Origin of the sequence: Amycolatopsis sp. cg13 (genome assembly GCF_041346965.1) — a bacterium.
Classification (GTDB): domain Bacteria; phylum Actinomycetota; class Actinomycetes; order Mycobacteriales; family Pseudonocardiaceae; genus Amycolatopsis.
Genome location: NZ_CP166848.1, coordinates 3430318 through 3455225 on the forward strand (window position 1 = coordinate 3430318; position 24908 = coordinate 3455225).

Genomic DNA, 24908 nt, shown 5'->3' on the forward strand with positions numbered 1-24908 from the left:
TCGGGGTCAGACGGAGGCGGGCCGGTAAACGCTGACCTTGGCCAGTCCGCCGAGGCCCGGATCGACAGGGCCGTGGTTGTAGAGGGCGCCGCCGTCCCCGGCGACGCCGATCACCGGGTGGTGTTCGGGCAGCAGAAGCGGCTCCACCACGACAACGTCGCCGCTGTGCACGCCGCCGGGCACGTCGCCGAAGGTGCGCGCGGTGCCCGAGTACACCTCGATCAGGCCGACGCGCGCCTGGTTGTCGGCGTCGCCGGCGAGCCAGTCGTTGAAGTCCGCGACGCCATGGAAGCGGGCGTCGGTCAGCGGGTGCTCGGCGAGCCTGCCGAGGTCCGCGTCGCCGAGGTATCGCAGCACGTTGCCGACCGAGGACGGTTCGCCGTGCGCGCCGGTGCTGTCGGTGATCGCCGCTGCGGCCAGGTGCGCGGCGTGCGGGGTTCCCCAGATCGACGTCAGCGGCGTAGAAGACCCAGCAGACTGGGCACCTCCGCCATAGCCGTCGGAAACGGCTTCGTCGGCGCTTTGGTAAGCGTCGGCGCTGTGCTTGACCAGGCCGTTGATCTCCTGCAGCAGCTGCAGCAGCGAACGCACCGCGGTCACCTGCTGCGAGTGCAGCGCCTCGTTGGCCGCCGCGACGACGCTGCCGAAACTGGCGAACGTCGTCGGCTGCAGGACGAGTTTTTCCAGGTCTGCGACGGCGTTGATGCCGTGGGCGATGACGGCGCCCACGTTGCCGACGGTGGAGCGCATGGCCTCCGGCTCGGCCCGGTACTCGCCGGTCGTGCCCATGGCTCTCCCTCCCGCTCCGTGCGTACGACGCACCGGTGCGGGGCGTCTGCGCAGAGCGTAAGTTCGCGCCGCCGGGCGAGCGGACGGCAAAAGTACCCACCGCGACCGGACAACCGGCGGCCAAAATACGGGGCATGAGTTCCACCCGCGACCGCCTCGGCCTGCTCGGCGAGCAGCCTGGGGAGATCATGCTGCAGTCCCCGCCGATGCTGCCCAAGAGCGGCTCCGGCGGCGTGATGCAGCTCATGATGTTCCTGCCGATGATGCTCGGCATGGGCGCGATGTCGTTCGTCTACATCGGACGCGACGGCGGGGTGATGACCTGGATCTTCGGCGCGCTGTTCGTCACCGCGATGGGCGGCATGATCGTGATGTCGCTCGGCCGCGGCGGCATGGCGAAGAAGGCGCAGATCAACGAGGAGCGCCGCGACTACCAGCGGTACCTCGCGGGCCTTCGCACGCGCGTGCGCGCGGTCGCCGACTCGCAGCGCGCCACGCTGATCGCACAGCAGCCGGATCCGGCGGACCTGTGGGCGTACGTCGAAACCGACCAGCACTGGGACCGCCGCCGCGCCGACCGCTCGTTCGCGATGGTGCGCGCGGCCACCGGGCCGCAGCCGCTCGCGACGCCGTTGCGCGCGCCGCAGATCGCGCCGTTGGAAGAGCTGGACCCGGTTTCCTCCACCAACCTCAAGCACTTCATCCAGACTTTCTCGACCGTCGAAGGCCTGCCGGTTTCGGTGTCGCTGCGCTCGTACGCGGCGGCGACGCTGTCCGGGCGGCGGTTCGACGTGCTCGGGATGACCCGCGCGGTGCTGGCTCAGCTGGTCACTTTCCACTCCCCGACCGACCTGCGGGTGGCGTTCTGCGTCGCCCCGGACCGTTCGCACGACTGGGATTGGGCGAAGTGGCTGCCGCACGCCACCGCGCCGGTGCTCGCCGACGCGACCGGCCCGCGGCGGCTGTTCGCCGACAACGCCGCGGAACTGGCGCGGTTGCTCGGCCCGGACCTCGGCGACCGCCCCGCGTTCTCGCGCCGCGGTGTCTCGGCCGATCTGCCGCACATCGTGCTCGTTGTCGACGGCGGCGATTCCCACGGCGAACCGCGGCTGCTGGCCGAAGAAGGCCGGCTGGGCGTGACCGTGCTGGAAGTCGGCGGCGACCAACCGCGCGCGACGTCGACCGAGCGATTGCTGAGCCTGCACGTCGCACCGGATCAGCTCGGCATGGTGGTGCTCGACGGCACCGAAGCGCGGCTCGGCTTCCTCGGCATGCCGGATCGCCTCGACCACGGCGCGGCCGAAGCGCTGGCCCGGATGCTGACGCCGCTGCACCACGGCGGCGCGGTGGTCAGCGAACAACCGATGTCCTCGACATTCGGATTGGCCGGGCTGCTCGGCATCGGCGACCCGCGCGACACCGACACCACCGTCACCTGGGCCCCGCGCCCGGCGCGCGACCGGCTGCGGATTCCGTTGGGCGTGAACCCCGACGGCCGCCCGGTCGACCTCGACCTCAAGGAATCCGCCGAGGGCGGCATGGGCCCGCACGGCTTGGTGATCGGCGCGACCGGGTCCGGCAAGAGCGAACTGCTGCGCACGCTGGTCACCGCGCTGGCCGTCACGCATTCGTCGGAGAAGCTGAACCTCGCGCTGATCGACTTCAAGGGCGGCGCGACGTTCGCCGGCATGACCAACCTGCCGCACACCTGCGCGGTGATCACGAACCTGTCCGACGACCTCGCGCTGGTCGACCGCATGGCGGACGCGTTGAACGGCGAATTGCTGCGGCGGCAGGAACTTCTGCACGCGGCGGGCAACTACGCCTCGGTGCGCGACTACGAAAAGGCGCGCGCGGACGGTACTCCGCTGCAGCCGTTGCCTTCGCTGCTGGTGATCATCGACGAGTTCTCCGAGCTCCTGTCCTCGCGGCCGGAGTTCATCGACCTGTTCGTCGCCATCGGACGGCTCGGGCGTTCGCTGGGCATCCACCTGCTTCTGGCTTCGCAGCGTCTCGAAGAGGGCCGCCTGCGCGGGCTCGACTCGCACCTGTCGTACCGAATCGGCCTGCGAACGTTCTCCGCCGCGGAAAGCCGTGCGGTGCTGGGTGTCGCGGATGCCTACCAGCTGCCGCCGGTACCGGGTTCGGCGTATCTGAAGTCCGACAACGACACTCTGATCCGGCTGAAGGCGGCGTACGTCTCCGGCGAACTCCCGCCACGCAGCCGGATTGTGCGTTCAGACGGACAACAACTGGGCGTCCTGCCGTTCACACTGGGACCGGTTGAAGTACCAGTCGCCGAACAACCCGCCGCCGAGGCCCCCGCGAAGGGAACCGGCGAAACGATCATCGGCGCGATGCTGTCCCGTTTGGAGGGACGCGGCCCAGCCGCCCACCAGATCTGGCTGCCGCCGCTGGCCGAACCGCCCACTTTGGACCAGCTGCTGCCCCCGATCGGCGAAGACCCCCGCCGCGGCTTGTGTCCTCTCGGCTGGGGCGGCAACGGCAAGCTGACCATTCCGGTCGCGTTGGTGGACAAGCCTTTCGAACAGCGTCGCGACATGCTGTGGGCGGATTTCTCCGGCGCGGCGGGCAACGCGGTGATCGTCGGCGCACCGCAAAGCGGCAAGTCGACATTGATGAAGGACATCGCGGCGATGCTCGCGCTCACCCACACCCCCGCCGAGGTGCAGTTCTTCATCCTGGACATGGGCGGCGGCGCACTCGCCCCGATCGCCGGCCTGCCGCATGTTTCGGGCTACGCGACGCGCCGAGACCCGCAACGCTGCCGCCGGGTCGTCGCGGAACTGGTCACTTTGCTGGAACAACGGGAAGAATTCTTCGCCGCGCACGGGATCGAGTCGATGGCCGCCTTCCGCAGCCGCCGCAGCGAATTCACCGAAAGCAGCGACGACCGCGAGTTCGGCGATGTGTTCCTCTTCGTGGACAACTGGACCACCATTCGCTCGGAATACGAGAAGCTGGAAGAACAAATCACCGCGCTGGCGCAACGGGGTCTGGGCTTCGGCATCCACGTCCTGGTCTCGCTGAACCAGTGGATCGGCGCCCGCGCCCAGCTGCGCGACGCCATCAGCACCCGCTTCGAACTGCGCCTGGGCGACCCGGCGGACTCGTCGATCGACCGCAAGGTAGCCCAAAACGTCCCCGCCGACCGCCCCGGCCGTGGTCTCACCGCGGACAAACTGCACTTCCTCGCGGCTCTCCCGCGCATCGACTCAGACCAACGCCCGGAAACCGTCGGCGCCGGCGGCCTGGACCTGGTCCGCCGAGTCTCCGCCGCCTGGACCGGCCCGCGCGCTCCGCAGGTCCGCCTCCTGCCCCCGGAAGTCCCGCTGGACTCCCTTCCCGCCGCTCCCCACGGCCGGATCACCCTGGGCCTGGCGGAATCGACCCTGCGCCCCGTCCACCTCGATTTCCGGACGGACCCGCACTTCCTGGCCTTCGGCGACGTCGAATCGGGCAAGAGTTCGCTGCTGCGCGCTCTCGTCACCGGCATCTGCGCGACTAACACCCCCGACGAAGCCCTGATCCTGGTCGGCGATTACCGCCGGGGCCTGCTGGGCGTGGTCGATCAACCGCACCTGCTCGGCTATGCCGGTGCGGAGAACACGCTGACGGACTTGGTGAACCAATGCGCGACCGCGATGCGCAACCGCCTCCCCGGTCCGGACGTCACGCCCGATCAGCTGCGCAACCGCTCCTGGTGGCGGGGGCCGGACCTGTACGTGGTCATCGACGACTACGAACTCGTCGCGACCGCGGGCCGGAATCCCGTGCTGCCGTTGCTGGAATTCCTCCCGCAGGCAAGGGATATCGGCCTGCACCTGATCCTGGCCCGCTCCTCCGGCGGGGCCGGGCGAGGCATGTACGAGGCGGTGATCCAGCGGGTGCGGGAGCTGGGGTCGCCTGGCCTGGTCATGTCCGGCGGCAAGGAAGAAGGCGCGCTGCTGGGCGATGTGAAGCCTTCGCCGCAGCCTGCCGGCCGGGGAACGCTGGTTTCGCGACGGCACGGGACGGAGCTGGTGCAGGTGGCCTGGACCAAACCGGTGGAGGACTGAGCGGGTCTCAGTCGAGGAAGACCTCTCGGCTCGACAGATGGCTCGAGTAGGAAACGTCCCACTCCGCGGGCACTTCCCGCCGAACCCGCCGGGCGAGTTCCCAGCCGCGCTCGTCGAAGCTGCGCTCGGCCTCCGCCGAGGGGAACGCGGAGGAAGCCGGGTCGTCGTGGTTCATCGTGGCTTCCCATTCGTCCTGCCAGGCGGACAGGTCGCGAGCCAGCTCCGCGCTCAGCCCCAGCTCCGGCGACGCGGGGTCGACGGGAGTGGTCACGTCGTGGGCGTACGGATCGAAGACCCACAGCGGGTCGGCGCTCCATTCCGCCATGACCTTGATCGACCGCCACGGGATGTCCGGCCGTTCCACGGGGAGCGACCTGCGGCGAGTGGGCCAGGCGAAGATGTCCGAGATCCGGTGGAAATCCCAGAAACTGACGGGTCGCCGCGACTCCGGGTCGTTCACCTTTCCTCCGCACCGGCACGCTCTTGCGAAAAAAAGCGCCTCGGCGGAGGCGGCGGGAGCGTGAGCTGCCGTGCTTCGGCGAGGAACTCCCTTACCAGCGCGAAAAACTCTTCCACCTCATCCGCCTGCTGCAGCGTGCAGATCCCGTACATCCCGGGACGATGCATCACGTCGGCGACGCGTTCGTGGTGGCTGAGCGTTTCCGCCTTTCTCACGGCAATCGCGGATACAGCGGTTCCCACCGAAGCACGACGGCGCGCAGCTCCGGATCGACGAGGTGGTCTCGCACCTCCCCGGCAAGCTTGATGAGCTGCTTGACCCGATGCAGCCGGGCGATCTCCGGCGCGGACAACTTCGTCCGCCCAGGGCCCAGCCGCTCGCACTCGTCGATCCGCTCGGGCGTGAGCACCGCCATGATCCGCCGGATGGCGTCCTCCGCGGCATACCCCTTGCCAGGCAAGGAAAACCCGGATTTCACGAGCCCGATCGACATGAACAACTGCCGGTTCAGCAGCTCGTCCGCCTCGATCAGCCCGTGCTCCTCCACGTACGAAAGCACGTCGCAGGCCGCGCGCAGATACCGGTCCTTCTCCGCCTCCGACCACGCCTGGCCCTCGTCGATCTCTCTCCACAACCCGCTGAACAACAGGCTCAGCAACTCGCCCCAGCCCCACGGATGCGTTCCGTCCGGCAGCCGTCCCCCGCCGATCCACCACTCGAACCGCTCCCGCGACGACAACCTGCTCAACTGCGGAATCTCCGGCCACGACATCAGCTCGGGATATTCCGCATCGAATCCCGGCAGCGAGCCACATCCGGCGGCACGTCTTCGATCGGAATACCGGACCGTTCCAGCAGAACCAGGCATACTCCGAGAAACCCGCGCGCCAATTCCCGGTACACGTGATGAGTCATCACTGAGCTGTCGAGCATCGTCCGCACGAACACGGCAAGCTTGGCCGGGTCCACGCAGTAGTAATCGGCGGCCATGGGGCTGAACCCGGCATCGCTGATGTCGAGGTCGAAGTTGTGCGCCAGCGTCACACCCATGTTCACGAACAACCGGCCGACCCGAAGCGCCGGACTCCACACGTCCTCGTCGTCGACAGTAGTGAAAATGTAGCTCACTCAGCCCCCAGCCCGCGCCGCTGTCGTACCGAACCACGTCCCACAACGACTTCGCCGCCCGCCACACCCCCGTTACCGCGGGCCACGCGATCTCGTCGCTCACCGCGAGCGTCACGATCGCGTCGGCAGCAGCGACCCGACCCGGCTCGTCACCTGGAGACCTCTTCAGGATCATCTCCAAGTGCGCCTCCGAAATCAGCGGCGCGACCGCGGAAAACTCGAGCTGACAACCCACCTCCGCGGACACCCAGCCTTCACCGTCGCGGCGATCCTCGACCGGCAACGCCGCGGTCAGCGCGTCGAACCCGGCGGCCGCACTCAACCCGCCGGTCCGGCAGTACAGCTGGATCTCCCGCGCAACCGGACCTCGGACGGAGAAGCCTTCCTCCGCCGCCAGCCGCCGCAGCGCCGCACGCACCTCAATGAGCAACTCCTCGTCCGTCACGTCGCCCGGGTCGCGCAGTGCCGGATCGATCGGGTACTCCTCGAGCACGAAGAAGAGGTGGTTCAAGACCTGGTAGAACGGGGTCCGCAACCGTTCCCGTCGTGCGGTGGACAGCCGCCAAGCAGCGCCCCAGGCCAGGGAGAACTCCGGCCCGGACAACTCCCCGCGAACCAGCGCCTCCATCGCGGCGAGCTCCCGCGCCACACCGGAATCAGCGGGCACTTCGCGCCGCTTGGCCCACACCGGCGTCAGCACCGGGTACTCCCCGCTGTCGCCGGTCACAACTCGTCCAGGTCCACGGCGAAACCGGAGCCGTCATCGTAAGGAACCACGTCCCACAACGACTTCGCCGTACGCCACACCGCCGACACCGCCGACGACTCGACCTCGCCGCTCAGCGTGAGCGTCGCTATCGCGTCCGAGGCGCCGACCCGGCCCGACTCGTCGCTCGGCACCAGTTCGGCGATCATCGCGGCCACCACCGGAGTCCCCGCGGAGAACTCGAGCTGGCAACCCACCTCCGCGGACACCCAGCCTTCACCGTCGCGGCGATCCTCGACCGGCAACGCCGCGGTCAGCACTTCGAACCCGGCGGCCGCACTCAACCCGCCAGTCCGGCAGTACAGGTGGATCTCATACGCCATCCGCGCACACCATCTTCACGGAAGCCCCAGCACGGGAAATTCTTCCTCCACCGCCGCCAACGCAGCCACAACCTCCGCCACCTGCGCGTACTCGATCCCCTCAAGCCGGAACAGCAACCGGTTCCCGCTCGAATGATCCGCGACCGCGACGCCCTCCGCCTCGACCAGGCCGTCCGCCGCGACGGTCACGGTCAAGTCCAGCCATTCCTCCAGCGACGTCAACCGCGCGCTGCCGCCGGACTCCGTGCAGGCCGCCAACTCCTGGCGAAACGCCTGCAGTTCATTGGCCCGCAACCCGGCGGCCAGCCGCGCGGTGAACCCGCCGGACACGATTTCGATCGGGCTGACCAGCCAGTTCCCGTCCCAGAAATCGTCCGCGCCGGGATGCGCCCGGCCGCGCACCGCGATCACCAGCCGGTCGCCGCGCGCCGCGCCGAAGGTCACCGTTCGCATCCCGCTCCCCTGTAGTTCTCGCTTGCCTGCCAGCATATGCAGTCCGCGAGGGAGGGAGCCCCGGATGCCCGGCCTGGTCGAACTGGCCTATACCACCGGCGGAGGCGTCGTCGGCGCCGCGCTGACGAACTACTTCGCCAAGGTCCAGGAACGCCGCCAGCTCCGCGCCGAGGTATACCGCCGGCTCGAAGCGACCCGCGCGATCTCCGGCGGTGTGCACGAAATCCGGATCGGTTTGCCCCCGAACACCTTGACCAGCCGGAAAACCCTCGCCGACGCACTCGGAATCGCCGCCGTCCTCGAAGACGGCACGGACGCACACCGCGCCCTCCACGACGCCCTGTCCGAACTCCTCACCGCGGTCCTGGTCGCCGGAATCCCCCGCCGAGTAGCCGATTTCGCCGCCGGTGCCCATGAACGTGTCCTGGAAAGCGCCGTAACAGCGGCCGTCGACCGACGCCTGGGCGGTATCACAGACACCGACCAACTCACCCAAGCTGCCCAGAGCTACCGCGCCGAAACCACCAGTCTCCTGCTAGCCGTCCTCTGGCACCCGTGGCGAGCCCGCCTCCGGGTACGCGGCCGGATCCGCAAGCTCCGCATCGCCGTCAAAGCACTGCATCTCCGGCAGGAAGCCGCCGTCGCCGCGCTCACCCGTCCGGAGCAAGCCGAAGCCCTCCACCGGCGTCTTGACCCGGACGGCACGCTCCGCGAAACGTGGATCGAAGACCGACTTCCGTAGGTTACCGGATTTCCACATGCCGCCTACGGTCGGGAAATCACCACCGAGGCGGAGGGATTTTCCATGCGTTACGCGAAAGCGGCGGCCGTCGTCGCAGGGGCAGCGATGGCGTTCGGAGTCGGGGCGGCACTCCCGGCGAGCGCCGACACGCACATCATCGGCGGCGGCACCGTGAAGTCGGCCCCGTGGGGCGCCCAGATCTTCTGGGACGACGTGACCGACTACGGCGGCTTCGAATGCTCCGGCACGATCATCGCCTCGCAATGGGTGCTCACCGCGCAGCACTGCCTGAACAAGGGCGGCATGCACGTCAAGGTCGGCGACGTCTCACTGGGCAAGGGCACGGAAGCGGCGGTCGACGAGCAGAAGGCCTCGCCCAACGGCGACATCGCCCTGCTGCACCTGAAGTCCGCAGTGGACACGACGTTCATGAAGCTGGCCGACAAGGACCCGGAAAACGGTGCCACCAACCAGATCTACGGCTGGGGCCGCACGAAGGACCAGAGCCCGCCGTCCGACACCCTGAAGACCGCGGACGTCCAGGTGACCGGCGAGAGCACGGACGCCTTCAACGGCAAGGCGATCGCCAGCAAGGGCGTCACCGGCTCCTCGTGGCACGGCGACTCCGGCGGCCCGCAGCTGGCCGACGGCGTCCAGGTGGGCGTCTGCTCCACCGGCGAAAACTCCGGCAGCGACGAACACGGCACCCAGAACTACGCCAGCGTCGCCAACAGCCGAGACTGGATCAAGCAAACCGCGGGCGTCTAAATAACCCAACGTCCGTGAAGGGCTCCTTGAAGGAATCAGATTCCTTCAAGGAGCCCTTCACGGCGTTTAAGAACCCCGCGAAACCATCCCCCGCAACGCCCCCTTGTCCGGCTTCCCAGACGCCGCAACAGGAACCTCCCCCACCACGGTCACCGAAGCCGGAACCGCCCCCTCCCCCAGCTCCGCGGCGACAGCCTCCCGCAACCGCACCGGATCAGGCACACACCCAGGCGCGGCAACAACAAACGCGTGCGCCGCTTCTCCGGTCCGCTCATCCGGCACAGCCACGACGTACGCCTGATCCACCTCGCGATGCGAAGCGAGCACCCGCTCGATCGGCCCGGTGTAATGAATCACCGCGTTGACGATCACCACATCCCGCGCGCGCCCGGTCAGATACAAAAACCCACGCTCGTCCAACCGCCCGATGTCCTGCGTGCGAACCCATCCGTCGACCACCACCGAACGACTCGACGCGGAATCCTCCCAATACCCCGCGAAAACCCGAGCCGCACGAACGAAAACCTCCCCGGAAACCCCCGCGGGAACCACGTGCCCGGCAGCATCCCGGACCTCCACCGAAACACCGTCGCAAGGCAACCCCACCGAAGCGATCGTCTCCGGATGCCCATCGACGTCCTCTCGGTACAGCACAGTCAATTTCCCGGTCTCAGTCTGCCCATACCCCTGCCGCAACGCCGGCCCGATCCGTTCGAACCCCTCAGCCAGCAACCCGGGCTCCACCGGCGACCCGGCCACAGTCAGCGCCCGCAACCGGGAAAGATCAACCTGCTCCCGCCGCAACACGTCCAGCATCCGATACAACCGAGGCACTGTCACCAATGCCGCCGAAATGTCCAACCGAGGCAGAATCCAAGGAAAATCCGGCGCCCCGACCGGAATAACCACAGTGCCGCCGGCAAGCAAACAAGCCTGCAAATGCAACACCATCACCGCACTGCTCAAAGTCCCGAACAGCAAAAACCGCCGATACTCCCCTTCCGGCGTCTTCCCCCGCTGCTCGATCCCGAACTCCCCCAACGCATCGAACCGATACGCGACCCCCTTGGGCGCCCCCGTGCTCCCGCTGGTGAAAACCACCCACCCGATATCCTCAGGCCGCCCGCAAGGCACCGGCTCCTCGTATTCGGCAAGAAGCTCCGGCCCGACAACCAACGCCCGGACCCCAGGCAACTGAACTGAACCATCAGTCACCACAACCACGACCCCGTCCAGCACCGCGGCCAAATGCGCCGCGGGCAACCCCTCCCGCACCCCCACCGCCCGAGCCCCGAGAGTCTGCACAGCCACCTGTGCGGCCCACCCCTCCGGCGTCACCCCGGTGGCGATCCCGACCCCGTCCCCAGCGCGCACCCCGGCCGCCCGCAACCCGGCCACGAACCGCCCGACGAGATCGAGCACCTCTCCCCGGCGAACCCTCCGCTCCCCGTGCTCGAACGCGATGTCCTCCGGCGCGCGCCGCAGCGAATCCAGCAGCTCCTGGGGAAATGCCATGACCCCGTCCTCCCGTCGGGCCAGCCACCCGCGACCGGCCCGGCAAGAGGTACCGGACAGATCTCAGAATCCCCTCAACGCATGCCGCTCACTGGGAACCACCGCAGCCCGCACCGACAACACCCCGCCAAGCGCCACCACCGCGACCAACCCGGCAGTCGCGGCAAGCGTCCACACATCCGGCCGCACAATCGACTGCCCCCGCATTGCCTGCCACGCCGTAATCACGATGACCCCGGCGTACCCGACGACCCCAGTCCACACCAGCCGACGCCGCACAAGTTCGTTGGACAGCACCGGATACCGCCGAGACAACGCGACCAACGCGAGCGCCAGAAGCGGCAACGCCTGAATCGCGTGAATCCCCACGAAATGCGTGATCCGCATATCCCCGCCGACCGTGCTCCACCCCAGCAGCGGCAACCCGGGCCCGCCGTCGTCGAGACCGACCGTGTGCCCGCCGATCATCGACGGCTTCCCGCCGCCGTCCAGCACCCGCTGCTGTGCCGGGCTGGCCGAGAACATCATGAGCGCCAACCCCATTCCGCCCGCCGCGAGCGCGGTTCCCCACCGCAGCGCGGACATCAGCGCGCGGTCCGGCAGCTTTTGGAACAGCAGCAGAATCACCACCGCCGCGGTCGCGCCCCACGCGGTGAACGCGCCGGTCGCGAGAATGTTGCCGATCGTCACGTCGGCCGGCGTCTCGTGGTTGAAGTGCAGCGGACGGTCCAGGACGAGCACCTGCCACACCAGCAGCGCCATGTCCGTGCCCATGCCGACGGCGAACACCGTGCCCATCCACCAGCCGGCCCGGCGGCCGCGCTTCACGAGCGACAACAGCCACGCCAGCGTCGGCGCGTACAACGCCACGGAAACCGCGAATTTGAACGGTTTGGCCCACAGCGGCGCGTTGACGAGCGTGCGATCATCCAGCAGCAGTCCGAACACGCACACGACCAACAGCGGCACCATCGCCCCGGCCAGCACCCCCAGCGGGCGATGCAGCCGGAACACTCGCAATCCCCAGGAAGTCATGGGACAAGCCTGGTCGTCAGCAGGGGGCCGAGCACTGGCGTGCTCCCCCGTCTCGGGGGTAGGGCGCACCCCACCTGTGGGTAATAGTGCCGTCAAAGCGACCGGCAGTTGTGCCGTTTGACCGGACCCGCTCTTTTTCTAGCGTGACATTCACACCGCGCGGCCCGCCGCGCACCGGGATTTTCCACGAGAGGGAAGGAGGTGGCCCGTCAGATGTCCAGTCCGGGATTCCAGGCAGATTCAGCTGCCATGACGCGCGCCGTCCAGGGCTTCGAGGAGACCGCGTCGAGCGCGAAGACGACGATGGCCAGCTTGGAGTCCGAGCTGACCGAGACGCTGCGGAACTACAAGGGCGACCAGGCCGTCGCGTTCTGGGACCTGCAGCGCAGGCTCCAGGAGAAGATGACCGCCGCCGTCCGCGAGCTCGACACGATGTCGCAGCTGGTGCACACCAGCCACGCGAACTACAACTCGGGCGACTCCGACGTGCACCAGAGCTTCCAGAGCGTCAGCCACACCGTCGAGGGCAACGTGATCCCTCGCCTCAACCCCTGAGAGAGGACAAGACACCATGGCTGACGTCGTAGAAATCAGCTTCGGAGCCCTGCAGCACAGCTCCGCGTCGCTCGCCGCCAAGGCGAAGGCGCTGACCTCCCAGCTGGAGCAGCTGCACCAGAACCTGCAGCCGATCACCCAGACCTGGTACGCCTCGGGCAGCTCCGCCGGTGAAGCGGCGCGCGCGTCCGAGACCCGGCTCCGCCAGGCGACCGCCGACATCGTCGCGATCATCGCGCAGTTCGGCACCAAGGTCGGCGACGCCCACGATCTCCAGCACCAGCTGGAGAACCGAAACCAGGGCCTGTTCGCCTGATCCGGCCCCGACGCCGGCCGTCCGGGGCGGGACCACCCCCCGCCCGCTCCGGACGGCCGGCTTTCCCGCGTCCTGCCGCACGAGAGGTCACCGGCCGATGCCCGACCAGTCGTACTACGTCCACCTGGAATCGCTGAGCGACTTCGTCCGGGAGCTGGAAACCCAGATCCACGCGATGTCCCGGCCGAACGACTTCCTGCGCACCCTCGGCGAGCATCCGCTGCTGTTCGGGGAGTTCGGGGAAGCCGCTTCGCTCGCCGACGCCCACCACGCCGCGGTCGCCGAAATGCAGGGCCTGCTGGAGCAGGTCCGCGGGGCGATCACGTTCGCTCAGGACGTCACCACCACCGTCGCCGACGGGTACGCCCAGGCCGACCAGTCGGTCGCGGGCGATTTGCACCAATCGGGTCAGCAGACCGGTCTGCTGGACCCGCTTTTCTCGTTGCTGGGCCTTGATTCCTCAGGGGGTAAGAAGGCATGAGCGGCCCTCGCACCAACTTCGCCGGCTACACCCATCAGCAGCTTTACGCGATGCTGCAGGCGGGCGACCCGACCACCGCGCGCGCCGCGGCCGAACAGTGGGGTTCGGCCTCGCGCGGGCTGTACGACCAGGCGGAGAACCTGTCCGATCAGCTCACCGACTTCTCCAGCTCGTGGACCGGCGGCGCGGCCGATCAGTACCGGACGATGATGACCGACCTCGTCGGCGGCATCCGGAAGGTCGCGGTCACCGCGCAGGGCATGCGCGACATGCTGGAGGACGCCGCGGACGCGCTGGTCAAGGCGAAAACCGAGATGCCGCCGCCGGTCGCGGTGCCGGACGTCTCCCCCGCCGACGTCGCGCTGGCGGTCAACCCGCCGCTGCTCCCGCCGGACACTCCGCCCGCCACCGTCGTCGCCGCGACGCAGCAGCGGCAGCAGGCGATCGCCAACGTCGAAGCGCAGCAACAGGCCGCCAACGCCGCCGGCTCCGCGCACGCGAAGGCGATCGTCGTGATGAACAACCTCGCGACGAATTACGACACCGCCGAGGACGCGATCCCGGTTTCGCCGAACGCGGCCGCCCCGCCGCCCAAGCCGGTTCCCGGCGGCGGCGCTTCCACCGGCGGCGCGACCGGTCCGATCGGCAACAGCCCGGACGGCGGCACCGCGGTGGGCGCCCCGGTCGACTCGCACCCGCTGCCCACCGACGGCACGCAGGTTCCCGGCTCCCAGCCGGGGCATCCCGCGCAGACGCCGGGCAGCCCGCTGTTCGGCGACATGTTCACCGCCGGTCTCGCGGCCGCGTCCGCCGCCGCGTTCGGCCGCTTCGGGTCGATCATGCCGAAGGTTCCGCCGTGGGCCTCGGGCAAGGACAAAGACAAGAACGACAAGGACAAAGAGCAGGACACCCCGCCGGGCATGAAGCTCGGCGGCGGAGCCGGTCCCGAGGGCGGGGGCGGCGGCGGGATCCCGGTCGGCGGCGGAGGCGCACCGTCGATCGACGGCGGCGGGATTCCGTCCGGCGGCGGCCTCAGCGGCGCCGGGGAAGCTCCGGCCGCGCACTCCGGGCTCGCCGGGAACGCGCAGTCGAACGTCCTCAGCGGGCTCGCGGGCGGTGCTGCCGGTGCGGCGGGCGCGGCGGCCAAGAGCGCGATGCCGATGATGCCCATGATGCCGATGGGCGGCATGGGCGCGGGCGGCGACATGGGCTCCGGCAGGCGCATTCCCGCGTGGCTCGTCGAAACCGAGAACGTGTGGGGCCAGCAGACTCCGGTCGCGCCCTCGGTCATCGGCGAAGAGCCGATCGACCAGCCGTGACCGACGGCTACCGGGTCGCCCCGGCGAAACTCGCCAGCGCGGCGTCCGAAGTGGACGCTCGCGCCGGCGTGCTCCGGACCGCGCAGCAGGCCGTGGCGGGCGAACGAGTGCCCGCCGCGGCCTTCGGCCAGGTGTCCGCGTCGGCCGGATGTGCCGCCGGGCTGGCGAAAACGCTCGGCACGCTCGCCGGCGACGTCGACCAGCGCGTCGTTCGCCTCCAGGTCCTTCGCGACGGGCTCACCGCTTCGTCGGCGGGATACCGGCGCGCCGACGAGCAGGTGGCGGCGATGTACCGCTCGTTGCTGCCCGAAGATCCGGTGCCGTCAGCCGGAAAGTCCGCTGCCAGCGGCGGCTGGGCCGGGACCATCGCGGCCAACCGGATGAAGGTGTCCGACGCGCTCGCCGCCGAACGGACCCGCCTCGCCGGACTGTCCGATCCGGACGACATCGCCCGCTCGCAGCGGCGAATCGCGCTGTACCAAAGCATTCTCGACGACCACCGGCAGATCCTGCGGTTCGATCCGTCCGGCAACGGCCGGATCGCCGAACTCGTCGGCACCATCCAGCCGGGCACGCGCAACGTCGGGCTGTTCGTGCCCGGCGTGCACACCCGGATGGACACCTTCCAGTCCTACGCCGACCTCGGCCGCAGCCTCGTAGCCGCCGACCCGAGCGGCCGGACCGCGATGGTCGTGTGGGCCGACGGCGTGTTCCCGCAGAACGTCACCACCGAGGGCGCCGAAGCCAGCTACGCGCAGACAATGGCCCCGAACCTCAAGGCGTTCGGCGACGAACTGCGCGGCCAGGTCGACTCCCAGACCGGCGGAGCCGCCACGATCACCGCGATCGGGCACAGCTACGGCGGCGCCACCGTCGGGCTCGCTGACCAGCAAGGCTTGCCAGTGGACCGGGTGCTGCACGTAGAGTCGGCGGGCATGGGACACGGCGTATGGAGCCCAGCGGACCTGCCGCCGAGCCAGGCCGGCGTGCAGCGGTACTCGATGACCGCCCCGCTGGACCCGATCATCCTCGCCCAGGGCAACGCCGGGGCGCTGGAATGGACCGGCATCGGCCACGGCGCCGACCCGGACACCTTCCCCGGCGTCACCGAACTCACCACCGGCCGCGACGCGGCGGGCAATGTGCAGTGGGGTCTGTCCTCGCACAGCGGCGTGCTCAAACCGGGTTCGGATTCGTGGGAGAACATCTACGGCGTGCTGACCGGCGGTCACGTCACTGAAGCGCCCGTGCCGGTTCCGGCGGTGCTGCCGTGATCACGCGCGAATTGAAGGATCTGGCCGCCGAGCTGACGAACGTCATCGACAGTGTCGCCCAGGCGTTCGGCTCTCGTGCGGTGCCCACAGTGGACGGTGAGCTGGACTGCGATCCCGCGCAGCCCGGGCATCTGGTGTGCTGGCAGTACGGGGTCCGGCTGGAGGACAGTCCCGGTGCGCTGCGGGTGCTGACCGAAGCGGTGCGTCCGACGTTGGAAGCAGCGGGCTGGGAATCCTACGACCGCAGCACTTATCGTGAGGTGATCGGGCGATTTTCCCGCGAGGGCGCGGATTTCAGCGTGCATATTGCCCGCGACGGGCGCGGGGTGGCGATCATCGGCTCGACGCGCCTCGTGAGTGTTGATCCCGGTTAGAACCGCGACCGCCACTCACGAGGTCTCAAGCCCGAAACCGCGACGGCCGCCACCCGCGCCGCCGCCCCCGCCGGAACGCAGCCACGCCGATCCCCGCCGCAGCCGCGGCCGCAACCCCGCCCACCGCAACAACTCCCGCCGCCACATCCGACGTCGGCCGAGCCTCCGCAGCAGCCGGAACCACCGCGGGCAGCTCGGACCGCACCGCCGCCGCACTCGGGCCAGGCGCGCTAGCGGGCAACGTCGAAGACACCGCGGCGTAAGCGTCGAGCATTCCCCAGCCCCGGCGCGGATCGTGCGCCCCGGACGGCGGACGGGACGCGGTGAGCATCAACCGGTTCACCACTTCCTCGCCCTTCATCTCCGGATGCGCCGAACGCACCAGCGCCGCCACCCCGGCTACATACGCCGCGGCCAGGCTCGGGTCGGTGATCGGCCACCGATGTGCGACCGCGCCTCCGCCACCGGCCGACGTGCTCACCAGATTCGCGCCGGGCGCGGCGATTCCGAGGTAATCCCCGGCTTCGGTCTGCACCGGCGCGCCGGATTCGTCCGTCGAGCCGACCGCGAGCACGCCTTTCGACGCGGTCGGATACGTGTGCGCGCCTTGCTGAGTGGCCGCCGCGGCCGAAATCACCACGGCCCCGCGCGATTTCGCGTGGTCGAGCGCCGCGCCGAGCGCCGCACTGTCCGAACCCGCCGGGACCGCCACGAGAATCACTCCCGCGCCGCGGTCGACCGCCGTGTCAATTGCTCCGGCCAGCGCACCAGGGTCACCGCCGCCGTCCGAGGACGAACCGTTGCTTTCGGTGTAGCGCAACGGAAGCAGCTTCACGCCGGGCGCGACCCCGGTGAACGTGGTCTGGTTCGCCGGCTGCGCGCCGACGATGCCCGCGGCGATCGTGCCGCGGCCGTCGCAGTCGGAATCCGCGGTGCCCGCGCCGCCGAGCACCTGTCCCGGCCCGAATTGCGCGTTCTGCTTGTCGACGCCGGTGCCGATCACCGCGACGGTCTGCCCCTCGCCCTTGGTCAGCGCCCACAGCCGCGGCGGGTTCACCAGCCGCTGGCCCCAGGGCACCGGCCCGGTGTACGGGTCGGACGGATTCGCGCACGCGGCCGCGGCGGCCGAGGTCGCCGTGCTGGGCAGGCCGAGCGCCACGAGCGCGGCCACCGCTCCGGCGGCAATTCCCCGCACCGCGGCCCCCTCCCCTTGTCGGACAACGAGATTCTAGTGGAGAGCGGGCCGCGGCGACAGGGTTATCGCAGGTCCATCCCGAGGTCGAGCGCGGGCGAGGAATGCGTGAGCCCGCCGACGGAGAGATAGTCCACACCGGACTCGGCGTACGGTCGCGCGCGATCGAGGGTCAGCCCGCCGGACGACTCCAGCCGCGTCTTCGGCGAAATCTCGTCGCGCCGCGCGACCGCCTTCACGCACTCCTCCGGCGTGAAGTTGTCCAGCAGCACCTCGTCCGCCCCGGCGGCCAGCGCCTCGTCCAGCTGGGCCAGATCGTCCACCTCGACCTCGCACGGCAGCTGCGGCGCGTGCTCCCGCGCCGCCGCCAGCGCCGCGGTGACCGAACCCGCCGCGACCACGTGGTTGTCCTTGATCAGCACCGCGTCGCCAAGGCCCATCCGGTGATTCACACCGCCACCGCACCGCACCGCGTACTTCTGCAGCAGCCGCAGCCCCGGCGTCGTCTTGCGCGAATCCCGCACCGCCGCACCGGTTCCCTCGATCGCGGACACCCACGCCGCGGTCGCCGTCGCCACTCCGGACAGCAGGCACAACAGGTTCAGCGCCGTGCGCTCCGCAGTCAGCAACCCGCGCACCGGACCGCGCAGCACGAGCACCGGCTCACCCGGGACGGCGGTCGAACCGTCCTCACGGATCGAGACCACCTCGTAGTCGTCGCCGAGCACCTGGTCGAAAACCGCCAGCGCCACCGGAATCCCGGCCACGACACCGGCGACGCGCGGCGTCAGCTCTGCCACCGCACGGGCGTCCGCCGGAACCGTGGATGCCGTCGTGGCGTCCGGCCCGTACCGCAAATCCTCTTCCAGCGCAGTGGTCACGACGCGCTTCACGTCGGCGACGTCCAGCCCGTCCACCACCAGCGACCGCACGACCGATTCGGAGAATTCCCCGCTCATGCCACCCCTTCCAACGACGCCGCTTCGACCAGTACCGGCTGTCCCGACGGGCTCAGCCGGATCAGCTGGCTCCGCCGCAGCCCTTCGTCCCGTTCGGGGAAGTCCGTCCGCACGTGACATCCCCGCGATTCCGTCCGCCGCTCCGCCGCCGCGAGCAACGCCTGCGCCGCCACGGTGAGCGCCGCGTCCTCGACCGCACTGTGCGTCGACAACGGACTGTCCGTTGTCGACAAGTCGAGCGCCGAGACCGCCGCCGCGAGCCCGTCCGCATCGCGGCCGATTGCCGCGTACCGGCTCATCACCCGTTGCAGCACATCACGTTCCGCCGTCGGCGCGACCGTCCGTTCCGGAAGCCGTCCCCGCGACGGATCCGGCAGCAACCCGGCGGCCAGATCCGCGGCAACCGCCTCCGCGGTCCGCTGCCCGACGACCAGCCCTTCGAGAAGGCTGTTGGACGCCAGCCGATTCGCCCCGTGCAACCCGGTCCGGGCGACCTCGCCCGCCGCGTACAGCCCGCGCACGCTCGACCGTCCGTCCACAGTGGCCACCACGCCGCCGCACGCGAAGTGCGCCGCGGGCGTCACCGGAATCGCGTCCACCGCCGGGTCGATGCCGAGCACCGCGCACGCCGCGTGCACCGTCGGGAACCGCTTCGCGAACCCGGGAATGCCAGTGGCGTCAAGGAAAACGTGATCGTCGATGCCGCCGGGAGCCAGCAGCTGCCGCCGGGTGATCGCCGCCGCCACGACGTCGCGCGGAGCCAGATCGCCGAGCGGATGCACCCCGGCCATCACCGACGCGCCCGCGCCGTCGACGAGAGTCGCACCCTCGCCGCGCACTGCCTCCGTGACGAGCGGACACCGCCCACGCGCGCCCGGCGTGTACAGCACCGTCGGATGGAACTGCACGAACTCGATGTCGGCCGCCGTCGCCCCGGCCCGCAGCGCGAGCGCCAGCCCGTCGCCGGTCGCGATCTCCGGATTGGAGGTCGCCTGGTACAGCTGCCCGAACCCGCCGCTGGCCAGCACCACCGCGGACGCGCGCACCACACCCGGCACGCCGTTGCGGTCGAGCACCGTCACCCCGGCCACCTCGCCCGCGGGCGTGCGCAGCGCGTCGACCGCGATGTGGTGCTCCAACACCGGAATCCGCCGCTCGCCAGCCTGCGCGACCAGCGCACGCTCTACCTCCGCGCCCGTCGCATCGCCGCCAGCGTGGATGACCCGGAACGCGCTGTGCCCGCCCTCGCGAGCCCGCGACAGCCCGCTCGAGCTGTGGTCGAACACCGCTCCGTTCTGCCGAAGCTCAGTGACGGCCGCCGGACCGCCGCCGACGATCGCCCGCACGGCGGCCTCGTCGCAGATCCCAGCTCCGGCGGTGAGCGTGTCCGCCGTGTGCTTCTCGACCGTGTCGCCCTCGTCGCGCTCGCCGTCGAGCACCACGGCCACGCCGCCCTGCGCCCACCGCGTGTTGCCGTCGGCGACCGCCGCCTTCGTCACGACCAGCACATGCAGCCCGAGTTCTCGGGCCCGCAGCGCCGCCGACAGCCCGGCCACGCCGCTGCCGATCACCACCACATCCGCCCGGGCTTCCCAGCGCGGATCCGGTGAGGTTTTCGCCTCATCGGCGTTAACTAGGCCGCTCATTCCCCACCGCCAGGCTGCCCGATTTCGATCATCCGCCGCACCGAGGCGCGGGCCCGCGAGGCCGTTTCCGGGTCGACGTGGACCTCGTCCGCGCCCTCGGTGAGGCTCCGCAGCAGCGCGGCCGGGGTGATCATCTTCATGTACCGGCACGAGGCCCGGTCGTTCACCGCGCGGAAGTCGATCTCCGGCGCGGCCTTGCGCAGCTGGTGGATCATGCCGATCTCGGTGGCCACGAGCACCGAGGTCGCCTTGGTGTCGCGCGCCGCGTGCACCATGTCGCCGGTGGACAGGATCTTGACCCGCTCCGGGGCCACCGCGCCCTCGCCGGCCAGGTAAAGCGCCGAGGTCGCGCAGCCGCATTCGGGGTGGATGAACAGGTCGGCGTCCGGATTCTCCTCGGCGCGCGCGGCCAGCTCGGCCCCGTTGATCCCGGCGTGCACGTGGCACTCCCCGGCCCAGATGTGCATGTTCTCGCGCCCGGTCACGCGCTTGACGTGCGCGCCGAGGAACTGGTCCGGCAGGAAGAGAACTTCCTGGTCAGCGGGGATGGACGCGACGACGTCGACCGCGTTCGACGACGTGCAGCAGATGTCCGTCTCGGCCTTGACCTCGGCCGTCGTGTTCACGTACGACACGACCACCGCGCCCGGGTGCTCGGCCTTCCACTCGCGCAGCTGAGCGCCGGTGATGGAGTCGGCGAGCGAGCAGCCGGCCCGCGCGTCCGGGATCAGCACCGTCTTCTCCGGAGCCAGGATCTTCGCCGTCTCGGCCATGAAGTGCACGCCGCAGAAGACGATCGTCGACGCGTCGCTGCTGGCCGCGATGCGGCTGAGCGCCAGAGAGTCGCCGGTGAAGTCCGCGATGTCCTGGATCTCCGGGACCTGGTAGTTGTGCGCGAGCAGCACCGCGTCGCGTTTGCGGGCGAGCTCCCGCACGCGGGCGGCCCAGTCGGCGTCCGCCTCGACCCCGCCGTAAGGGGTCAGATCCTGGTCAAGCGTGGTGGTCATGTCTTCGGCCCTCTCGATTTCGCCGGCCTTGCGAACCGGATCCACCCCGGTTCCTCCCCATCCCGGTTTTCGCCTTATAATCGAAAACCGTGCGAAGCCATCTTAACACCCGGGCCCCCCTCGCCCACGAGGTTCTGGCGGCAGTCCTTCAAGTGCGCTCCGACACACTGCGCGTCCTCTTGTGGCGCCGAGCCCTGGATCCGCACCTAGGCCGCTGGTCCCTCCCAGGCGGCCGATTGCGCCCCGACGAAGACGTCGAAACCTCCATCCGGCGCCAGCTCGCCGAGAAGGTGGACGTCCGCCAGCTGAAGCACGTAGAGCAACTAGCCGTCTTCAGCGCCCCGGACCGCGTCCCCGGCCCGCGCGTCGTAGCCACCGCGTTCCTGGGCTTAGTCCCCTCCGATGTCGACCCAGCAGTCCCCGAAGACACCGAGTGGCACGACGTGAACGCCCTGCCGCGCACCGCGTTCGACCACGAGGCCATCGTGCTGCGCGCCCGCGACCGCCTGCGGTCGAAACTGAGCTACACCAACCTGGGTTTCGCACTGGCCCCAGAGGAATTCACCATCTCCGCCCTGCGCGGCCTGTACTCCGCCGCACTCGGCTACAAGGTGTCCGCGACGAACCTGCAACGCGTGCTCCAACGGCGTGGTCTGCTGGTCCCCACCGGCCACACCGCCGCCCCCGGTCGCGCGGGCGGACGACCTGCGGCGCTGTTTTCTTTCGCCGCGAAAGACATGCACATCACCGACCCTTTCGCGGTCCTGAAACCCCCGCCGCGGCGGTAAACACGAACTGCGCCAGCGCTCCGCAGCCCGTACCGTGGACGCGTGACCGAGCCAGAGCAGTGCCCCAGCGGGACGGCGACCCTGCCGTTGTTTCCGTTGCAGACAGTGCTGCTCCCCGGTACGCACCTGCCGCTGCACATCTTCGAACCGCGCTACCGGCAGCTCACCGCGGACCTGGTGACCGGCAACGTCCCCGAACACGAATTCGGCGTAGTCGCCCTGCGCGCACCGTTGGTCCGCGAGGTCAGTGGTTTGGACCACGTGTACAACGTCGGCTGCAGCACAATCCTGCGCGAAGCAAAACGCCTCCCCGACGGCCGCTACGACGTAGTCACCCGCGCTTCGCGCCGCTTCCGCCTGCGCGAACTGCACCGAGCGTCCGCGCCGTACTTGATGGCCGTGGTCGACTGGCTCCCCGACGACCCAGTCCCCACCACCGCGGAGTCGACGGCCCACCAGTTGGCCAAGGTGGCCCGCGCCGCACACGAGCGATACTGCGAAGCCGCCTGGCACGCAGACGACTGGCACCCGCCCCACGACGACGCCGACCTGGGCGAACTCGCCTACCAACTAGCCGCCGACTGCCTCCTCCCGCTGGAGGACCGGCAGCTGCTGCTGGAGGAAACGCATCCCCTGCGCCGCCTGCGCATCGTCTGCCGCCTGCTCACCAGGGAAGCCGGATTCCTGGAAACCCTGGGCGCGGTGCCGCTGCCGCCCACCGAACTGGCGACCTTCACCAAACCCGCGGACCTGAACTAGCCGAGCCCCGGTCCGTAAGTGCCGCCTTCAGAGCTCCGTCCAGGTCCGTGAGGGCCACCCTGAGGGAATCTGATTCCCTCAGGGTTCCCCTCACGACCCGCCGACGTCCGCGAGGGACCCCTTCACGGACATAGATTCCCTCAAGGGACCCTTCACGGCCCGCCCTCGTTCTGCCGCCCGCCGGGATGCGCCCCAACGCCACATTGGGTGCGTCGCATGCACCCAATGTGGCGTTCGGTGCGTCAGATGCACCCAATGCCACGTTGGGGCGCTAACCCCGCATCGCGAACCCAATGCGACGGGCGAACTCAGCCGCGCGCACCCACTGCCCACCCGCAGCCAGCGCACCCAACTCGCCAAGCACCCACACCACCCAGCCGCGCCGACGCACCCAACTCGAGGTGCACCCACACCACCCCCGCACCCCGATACGAAGCCAAAATGCGGGCGGCGGGTGCTTGTCAAGGCATCTTTCCCGCCTTGACAAGCACCCGCCGCCCGTCATCACAATCAAGCTTCGGGGTGCCCCACGCAACCATGGGCGCAATGTCGCCGCCAGGCGACGAGCCGAGAACTCACCCCAACCGCCGCCCAAGATCCTCCCGGCCATTCCAAGCCGTCATCAACGCATAAACCAAACAAGTCACCAGCGGCGCGGCCAGCACCACCCACCCGGTCTCGATCCGAGGCGCCTGCTCGATCACCGCCCCCAACGCAGGCGGCGCATCCACCGAATACTTCGAGTTGGCGAACGCAGGCCCCATCTGCGTCCCCAGCCAAGCCGCGACCAACGCCCCACCAGCCGCCGCCACCAGCACCACCGGCCCGCGCCGCTCCCGCAGGAACCACACCACGAGCCCGATCAGCAACCCGGTAGCCATCGCCAAAAACCCGAACACCGCCAGATCGTCAAACCGATGCCAACTCTCCAACTCCAACGGCGCCAACTGACCGTTAGTGCTGATCACCCGCACCCGCTCGGCCGGAGCCAGAAGAGACCACAACCAGCCCATCGGAATCCCCAGCAACGCAGCCGTCGACAACACACTCACCGCAGGCAGAAGATCAGCCTTCACCACCACCCGAGGACGCTGCGGCGGAAACAACACCGGCACCGACCACCCCTCGGCAACCGCCGACGACCGATGCGCCGCCTTTCCCGCGGAATCGACCACCGGGGACTCCCTTCTGGATTGGATTGCCGCGACTTCGTCGCGGCGGAGAAATCGCCTTCATCCGGTTTCTTCCCTCCCGATCCGCTCGGCCCGGGGGGCCGATCGGATCGCTCAGTCCAGAAACCGGGGCGATTTCTCGGTGGAGGCGAGTTGGGGTTTCAAGGTACTTGGCATCGGCTGGGTTTGCGCGGAAGGCCAGGGGGTGTCACGGGTGAGCGCGAGGCGCATCAGTTTTGGGTGGAGGCGGCGGTGGTGAAGGCTTCCGGGTCGAATTCGCCGCCGAACCACGGGGACAGGCCCAGGCGGGCCTGTTCGGTGAAGGTCTCGCGATCGGCGGTGCCCAAACCGGCGGGAAGGGCACCCAGCAGCGGAGCGCCAGCGGCAACCGGCAAGTCGCGGAGGTTTTCCAGGGCGGCCAGGTCGGGAGCGGCGGGCCAGGAGCCGATGATGACGCCCACGACGTTCAGGCCCCGCCGGGTAGCGACTTCGGCGGTCAGCGCAGTCGTGTTGAGCGTGCCCAGTCCGGCTTGAGCAACGAGGACCACCGGCGCGCCCAGGGACCAGGCGGCATCCGCCAGCGTGCTCCCCTGTGCGTCGAACCGGACCAGCAAGCCGCCCGCGCCCTCGACCAGGGTCAAGTCGTGCGCGGCGTCCAGCTCGCTCGCGGCGGCGGCGATCTCGCCGGGGCCGACGGTCGGGAGCCCGGAGCGGCGGGAAGCGGCCTCCGGGGAAAGCGGATCCGGGTAACGCCGCAGTTCGCGGATCGTCAGGTCCTTGCCCGCCAGCCGCACCACCTCGGCGAGGTCGCCTGCCTCTCCGGGGAGCACGCCGGTCTGCGCGGGTTTCAGCACCGCGACGCGTTGTCCCTGCGCGAGGGCCAGCGCCGCGATCGCCGCGGTGGCGACCGTTTTGCCGACGTCGGTCCCGGTTCCGGTCATCACGAGCGTCGTCACGAGCCATCAAGATATTGCCGTGCTCCCCGATGTCAACACTCGGGGCTCCCTC

At 69.6% G+C, this 24908-nt stretch carries 26 protein-coding genes; 11 read left to right on the forward strand and 15 right to left on the reverse strand.

Annotated elements, in window-relative coordinates; translation table 11 throughout:
- Positions 1-6: 6 nt before the first annotated feature.
- On the reverse strand, positions 7-789 hold the full coding sequence (locus tag AB5I40_RS15550; RefSeq protein WP_370939208.1) for a WXG100 family type VII secretion target: 783 nt from the start codon (positions 787-789) through the stop codon (positions 7-9).
- Positions 790-923: 134 nt separating this feature from the next.
- Between AB5I40_RS15550 and eccCa the strand changes: the two genes are divergently transcribed.
- On the forward strand, positions 924-4868 hold the full coding sequence (eccCa, locus tag AB5I40_RS15555) for a type VII secretion protein EccCa (RefSeq protein WP_370939209.1): 3945 nt from the start codon (positions 924-926) through the stop codon (positions 4866-4868).
- Positions 4869-4875: 7 nt separating this feature from the next.
- Here the strand turns inward: eccCa and AB5I40_RS15560 are convergent, their stop codons facing one another.
- The 6 genes from AB5I40_RS15560 to AB5I40_RS15585 form a co-directional block, all read right to left on the reverse strand.
- Positions 4876-5328 carry a hypothetical protein gene (locus AB5I40_RS15560; protein WP_370939210.1) on the reverse strand — a complete coding sequence of 151 codons (453 nt, stop codon included), beginning with the start codon at positions 5326-5328 and terminating at the stop codon, positions 4876-4878.
- Positions 5325-5543 carry a hypothetical protein gene (locus AB5I40_RS15565; protein ID WP_370939211.1) on the reverse strand — a complete coding sequence of 73 codons (219 nt, stop codon included), beginning with the start codon at positions 5541-5543 and terminating at the stop codon, positions 5325-5327. The genes AB5I40_RS15560 and AB5I40_RS15565 overlap by 4 nt, the downstream gene beginning before the upstream one ends.
- Positions 5540-6100 (reverse strand): hypothetical protein, encoded by a 561-nt coding sequence (locus tag AB5I40_RS15570; RefSeq protein ID WP_370939212.1) that lies wholly within the window; start codon positions 6098-6100, stop codon positions 5540-5542. The genes AB5I40_RS15565 and AB5I40_RS15570 overlap by 4 nt, the downstream gene beginning before the upstream one ends.
- Positions 6100-6456: a DUF6086 family protein gene (locus tag AB5I40_RS15575; RefSeq protein ID WP_370939213.1), complete on the reverse strand. Its 357-nt coding sequence runs from the start codon at positions 6454-6456 to the stop codon at positions 6100-6102. Before AB5I40_RS15575 ends, AB5I40_RS15570 begins: the two co-directional genes overlap by 1 nt.
- A gap of 723 nt (positions 6457-7179) precedes the next feature.
- On the reverse strand, positions 7180-7545 hold the full coding sequence (locus tag AB5I40_RS15580) for a hypothetical protein (protein ID WP_370939214.1): 366 nt from the start codon (positions 7543-7545) through the stop codon (positions 7180-7182).
- A gap of 15 nt (positions 7546-7560) precedes the next feature.
- The gene (locus AB5I40_RS15585; RefSeq protein ID WP_370939215.1) at positions 7561-7998 is read right to left on the reverse strand and encodes a hypothetical protein; all 438 of its coding nucleotides are present in this window, start codon (positions 7996-7998) and stop codon (positions 7561-7563) included.
- 64 nt (positions 7999-8062) lie between these two features.
- Here AB5I40_RS15585 and AB5I40_RS15590 point away from each other — a divergent pair, with 64 nt between their 5' ends.
- A complete protein-coding gene (locus AB5I40_RS15590; protein WP_370939216.1) occupies positions 8063-8740 on the forward strand; it encodes a hypothetical protein in 678 nt (225 codons plus the stop codon).
- A 63-nt stretch (positions 8741-8803) separates the two neighbouring features.
- A complete protein-coding gene (locus AB5I40_RS15595) occupies positions 8804-9508 on the forward strand; it encodes a trypsin-like serine protease (protein WP_370939217.1) in 705 nt (234 codons plus the stop codon).
- A gap of 66 nt (positions 9509-9574) precedes the next feature.
- On the opposite strand, the gene AB5I40_RS15600 is transcribed toward AB5I40_RS15595, so the two are convergent.
- Both AB5I40_RS15600 and AB5I40_RS15605 read right to left on the reverse strand, forming a co-directional pair.
- Positions 9575-11023, reverse strand: coding sequence for a class I adenylate-forming enzyme family protein (locus AB5I40_RS15600; RefSeq protein ID WP_370939218.1), 1449 nt, complete (start codon positions 11021-11023; stop codon positions 9575-9577).
- Between the two features lie 63 nt (positions 11024-11086).
- On the reverse strand, positions 11087-12058 hold the full coding sequence (locus AB5I40_RS15605) for a hypothetical protein (protein WP_370939219.1): 972 nt from the start codon (positions 12056-12058) through the stop codon (positions 11087-11089).
- Between the two features lie 213 nt (positions 12059-12271).
- On the opposite strand from AB5I40_RS15605, the gene AB5I40_RS15610 reads away from it, so the two are divergent.
- The 6 genes from AB5I40_RS15610 (at position 12272) to AB5I40_RS15635 (ending at position 16377) form a co-directional block, all read left to right on the forward strand.
- A complete protein-coding gene (locus AB5I40_RS15610; RefSeq protein ID WP_093576046.1) occupies positions 12272-12613 on the forward strand; it encodes a WXG100 family type VII secretion target in 342 nt (113 codons plus the stop codon).
- Between the two features lie 16 nt (positions 12614-12629).
- Positions 12630-12929, forward strand: coding sequence for a hypothetical protein (locus tag AB5I40_RS15615; protein ID WP_037809581.1), 300 nt, complete (start codon positions 12630-12632; stop codon positions 12927-12929).
- Positions 12930-13026: 97 nt separating this feature from the next.
- Positions 13027-13410 (forward strand): hypothetical protein, encoded by a 384-nt coding sequence (locus tag AB5I40_RS15620; protein WP_344268260.1) that lies wholly within the window; start codon positions 13027-13029, stop codon positions 13408-13410.
- Positions 13407-14729 (forward strand): WXG100 family type VII secretion target, encoded by a 1323-nt coding sequence (locus tag AB5I40_RS15625; protein WP_370939220.1) that lies wholly within the window; start codon positions 13407-13409, stop codon positions 14727-14729. Before AB5I40_RS15620 ends, AB5I40_RS15625 begins: the two co-directional genes overlap by 4 nt.
- Complete coding sequence (locus tag AB5I40_RS15630; RefSeq protein WP_370939221.1) at positions 14726-16003, forward strand: alpha/beta hydrolase; 1278 nt, start codon at positions 14726-14728, stop codon at positions 16001-16003. The genes AB5I40_RS15625 and AB5I40_RS15630 overlap by 4 nt, the downstream gene beginning before the upstream one ends.
- Positions 16000-16377 carry a hypothetical protein gene (locus tag AB5I40_RS15635; protein WP_370939222.1) on the forward strand — a complete coding sequence of 126 codons (378 nt, stop codon included), beginning with the start codon at positions 16000-16002 and terminating at the stop codon, positions 16375-16377. Before AB5I40_RS15630 ends, AB5I40_RS15635 begins: the two co-directional genes overlap by 4 nt.
- Before the next feature lie 25 nt (positions 16378-16402).
- Here AB5I40_RS15635 and AB5I40_RS15640 read toward each other — a convergent pair whose 3' ends face one another.
- The 4 genes from AB5I40_RS15640 to nadA form a co-directional block, all read right to left on the reverse strand.
- Positions 16403-17572, reverse strand: a complete 1170-nt coding sequence (locus AB5I40_RS15640; RefSeq protein WP_370939223.1) for a S8 family serine peptidase — start codon at positions 17570-17572, stop codon at positions 16403-16405.
- Positions 17573-17634: 62 nt separating this feature from the next.
- Positions 17635-18528, reverse strand: a complete 894-nt coding sequence (nadC, locus tag AB5I40_RS15645) for a carboxylating nicotinate-nucleotide diphosphorylase (protein WP_370939224.1) — start codon at positions 18526-18528, stop codon at positions 17635-17637.
- Complete coding sequence (locus AB5I40_RS15650) at positions 18525-20174, reverse strand: L-aspartate oxidase (protein ID WP_370939225.1); 1650 nt, start codon at positions 20172-20174, stop codon at positions 18525-18527. Before AB5I40_RS15650 ends, nadC begins: the two co-directional genes overlap by 4 nt.
- The gene (gene nadA, locus AB5I40_RS15655; RefSeq protein WP_354737744.1) at positions 20171-21181 is read right to left on the reverse strand and encodes a quinolinate synthase NadA; all 1011 of its coding nucleotides are present in this window, start codon (positions 21179-21181) and stop codon (positions 20171-20173) included. The genes AB5I40_RS15650 and nadA overlap by 4 nt, the downstream gene beginning before the upstream one ends.
- A gap of 134 nt (positions 21182-21315) precedes the next feature.
- Here nadA and AB5I40_RS15660 point away from each other — a divergent pair, with 134 nt between their 5' ends.
- Both AB5I40_RS15660 and AB5I40_RS15665 read left to right on the forward strand, forming a co-directional pair.
- Entirely contained in the window at positions 21316-21969 is a 654-nt protein-coding gene (locus AB5I40_RS15660) for an NUDIX domain-containing protein (protein ID WP_279630357.1), read from the forward strand.
- A gap of 42 nt (positions 21970-22011) precedes the next feature.
- The gene (locus AB5I40_RS15665; RefSeq protein ID WP_370939226.1) at positions 22012-22728 is read left to right on the forward strand and encodes an LON peptidase substrate-binding domain-containing protein; all 717 of its coding nucleotides are present in this window, start codon (positions 22012-22014) and stop codon (positions 22726-22728) included.
- A gap of 575 nt (positions 22729-23303) precedes the next feature.
- Here the strand turns inward: AB5I40_RS15665 and AB5I40_RS15670 are convergent.
- Together AB5I40_RS15670 and bioD are read right to left on the reverse strand one after the other, a co-directional pair.
- Positions 23304-23903 (reverse strand): DUF2567 domain-containing protein, encoded by a 600-nt coding sequence (locus AB5I40_RS15670; RefSeq protein ID WP_344268282.1) that lies wholly within the window; start codon positions 23901-23903, stop codon positions 23304-23306.
- A gap of 227 nt (positions 23904-24130) precedes the next feature.
- The gene (gene bioD / locus AB5I40_RS15675) at positions 24131-24856 is read right to left on the reverse strand and encodes a dethiobiotin synthase (protein ID WP_370939227.1); all 726 of its coding nucleotides are present in this window, start codon (positions 24854-24856) and stop codon (positions 24131-24133) included.
- Positions 24857-24908 lie beyond the last annotated feature (52 nt).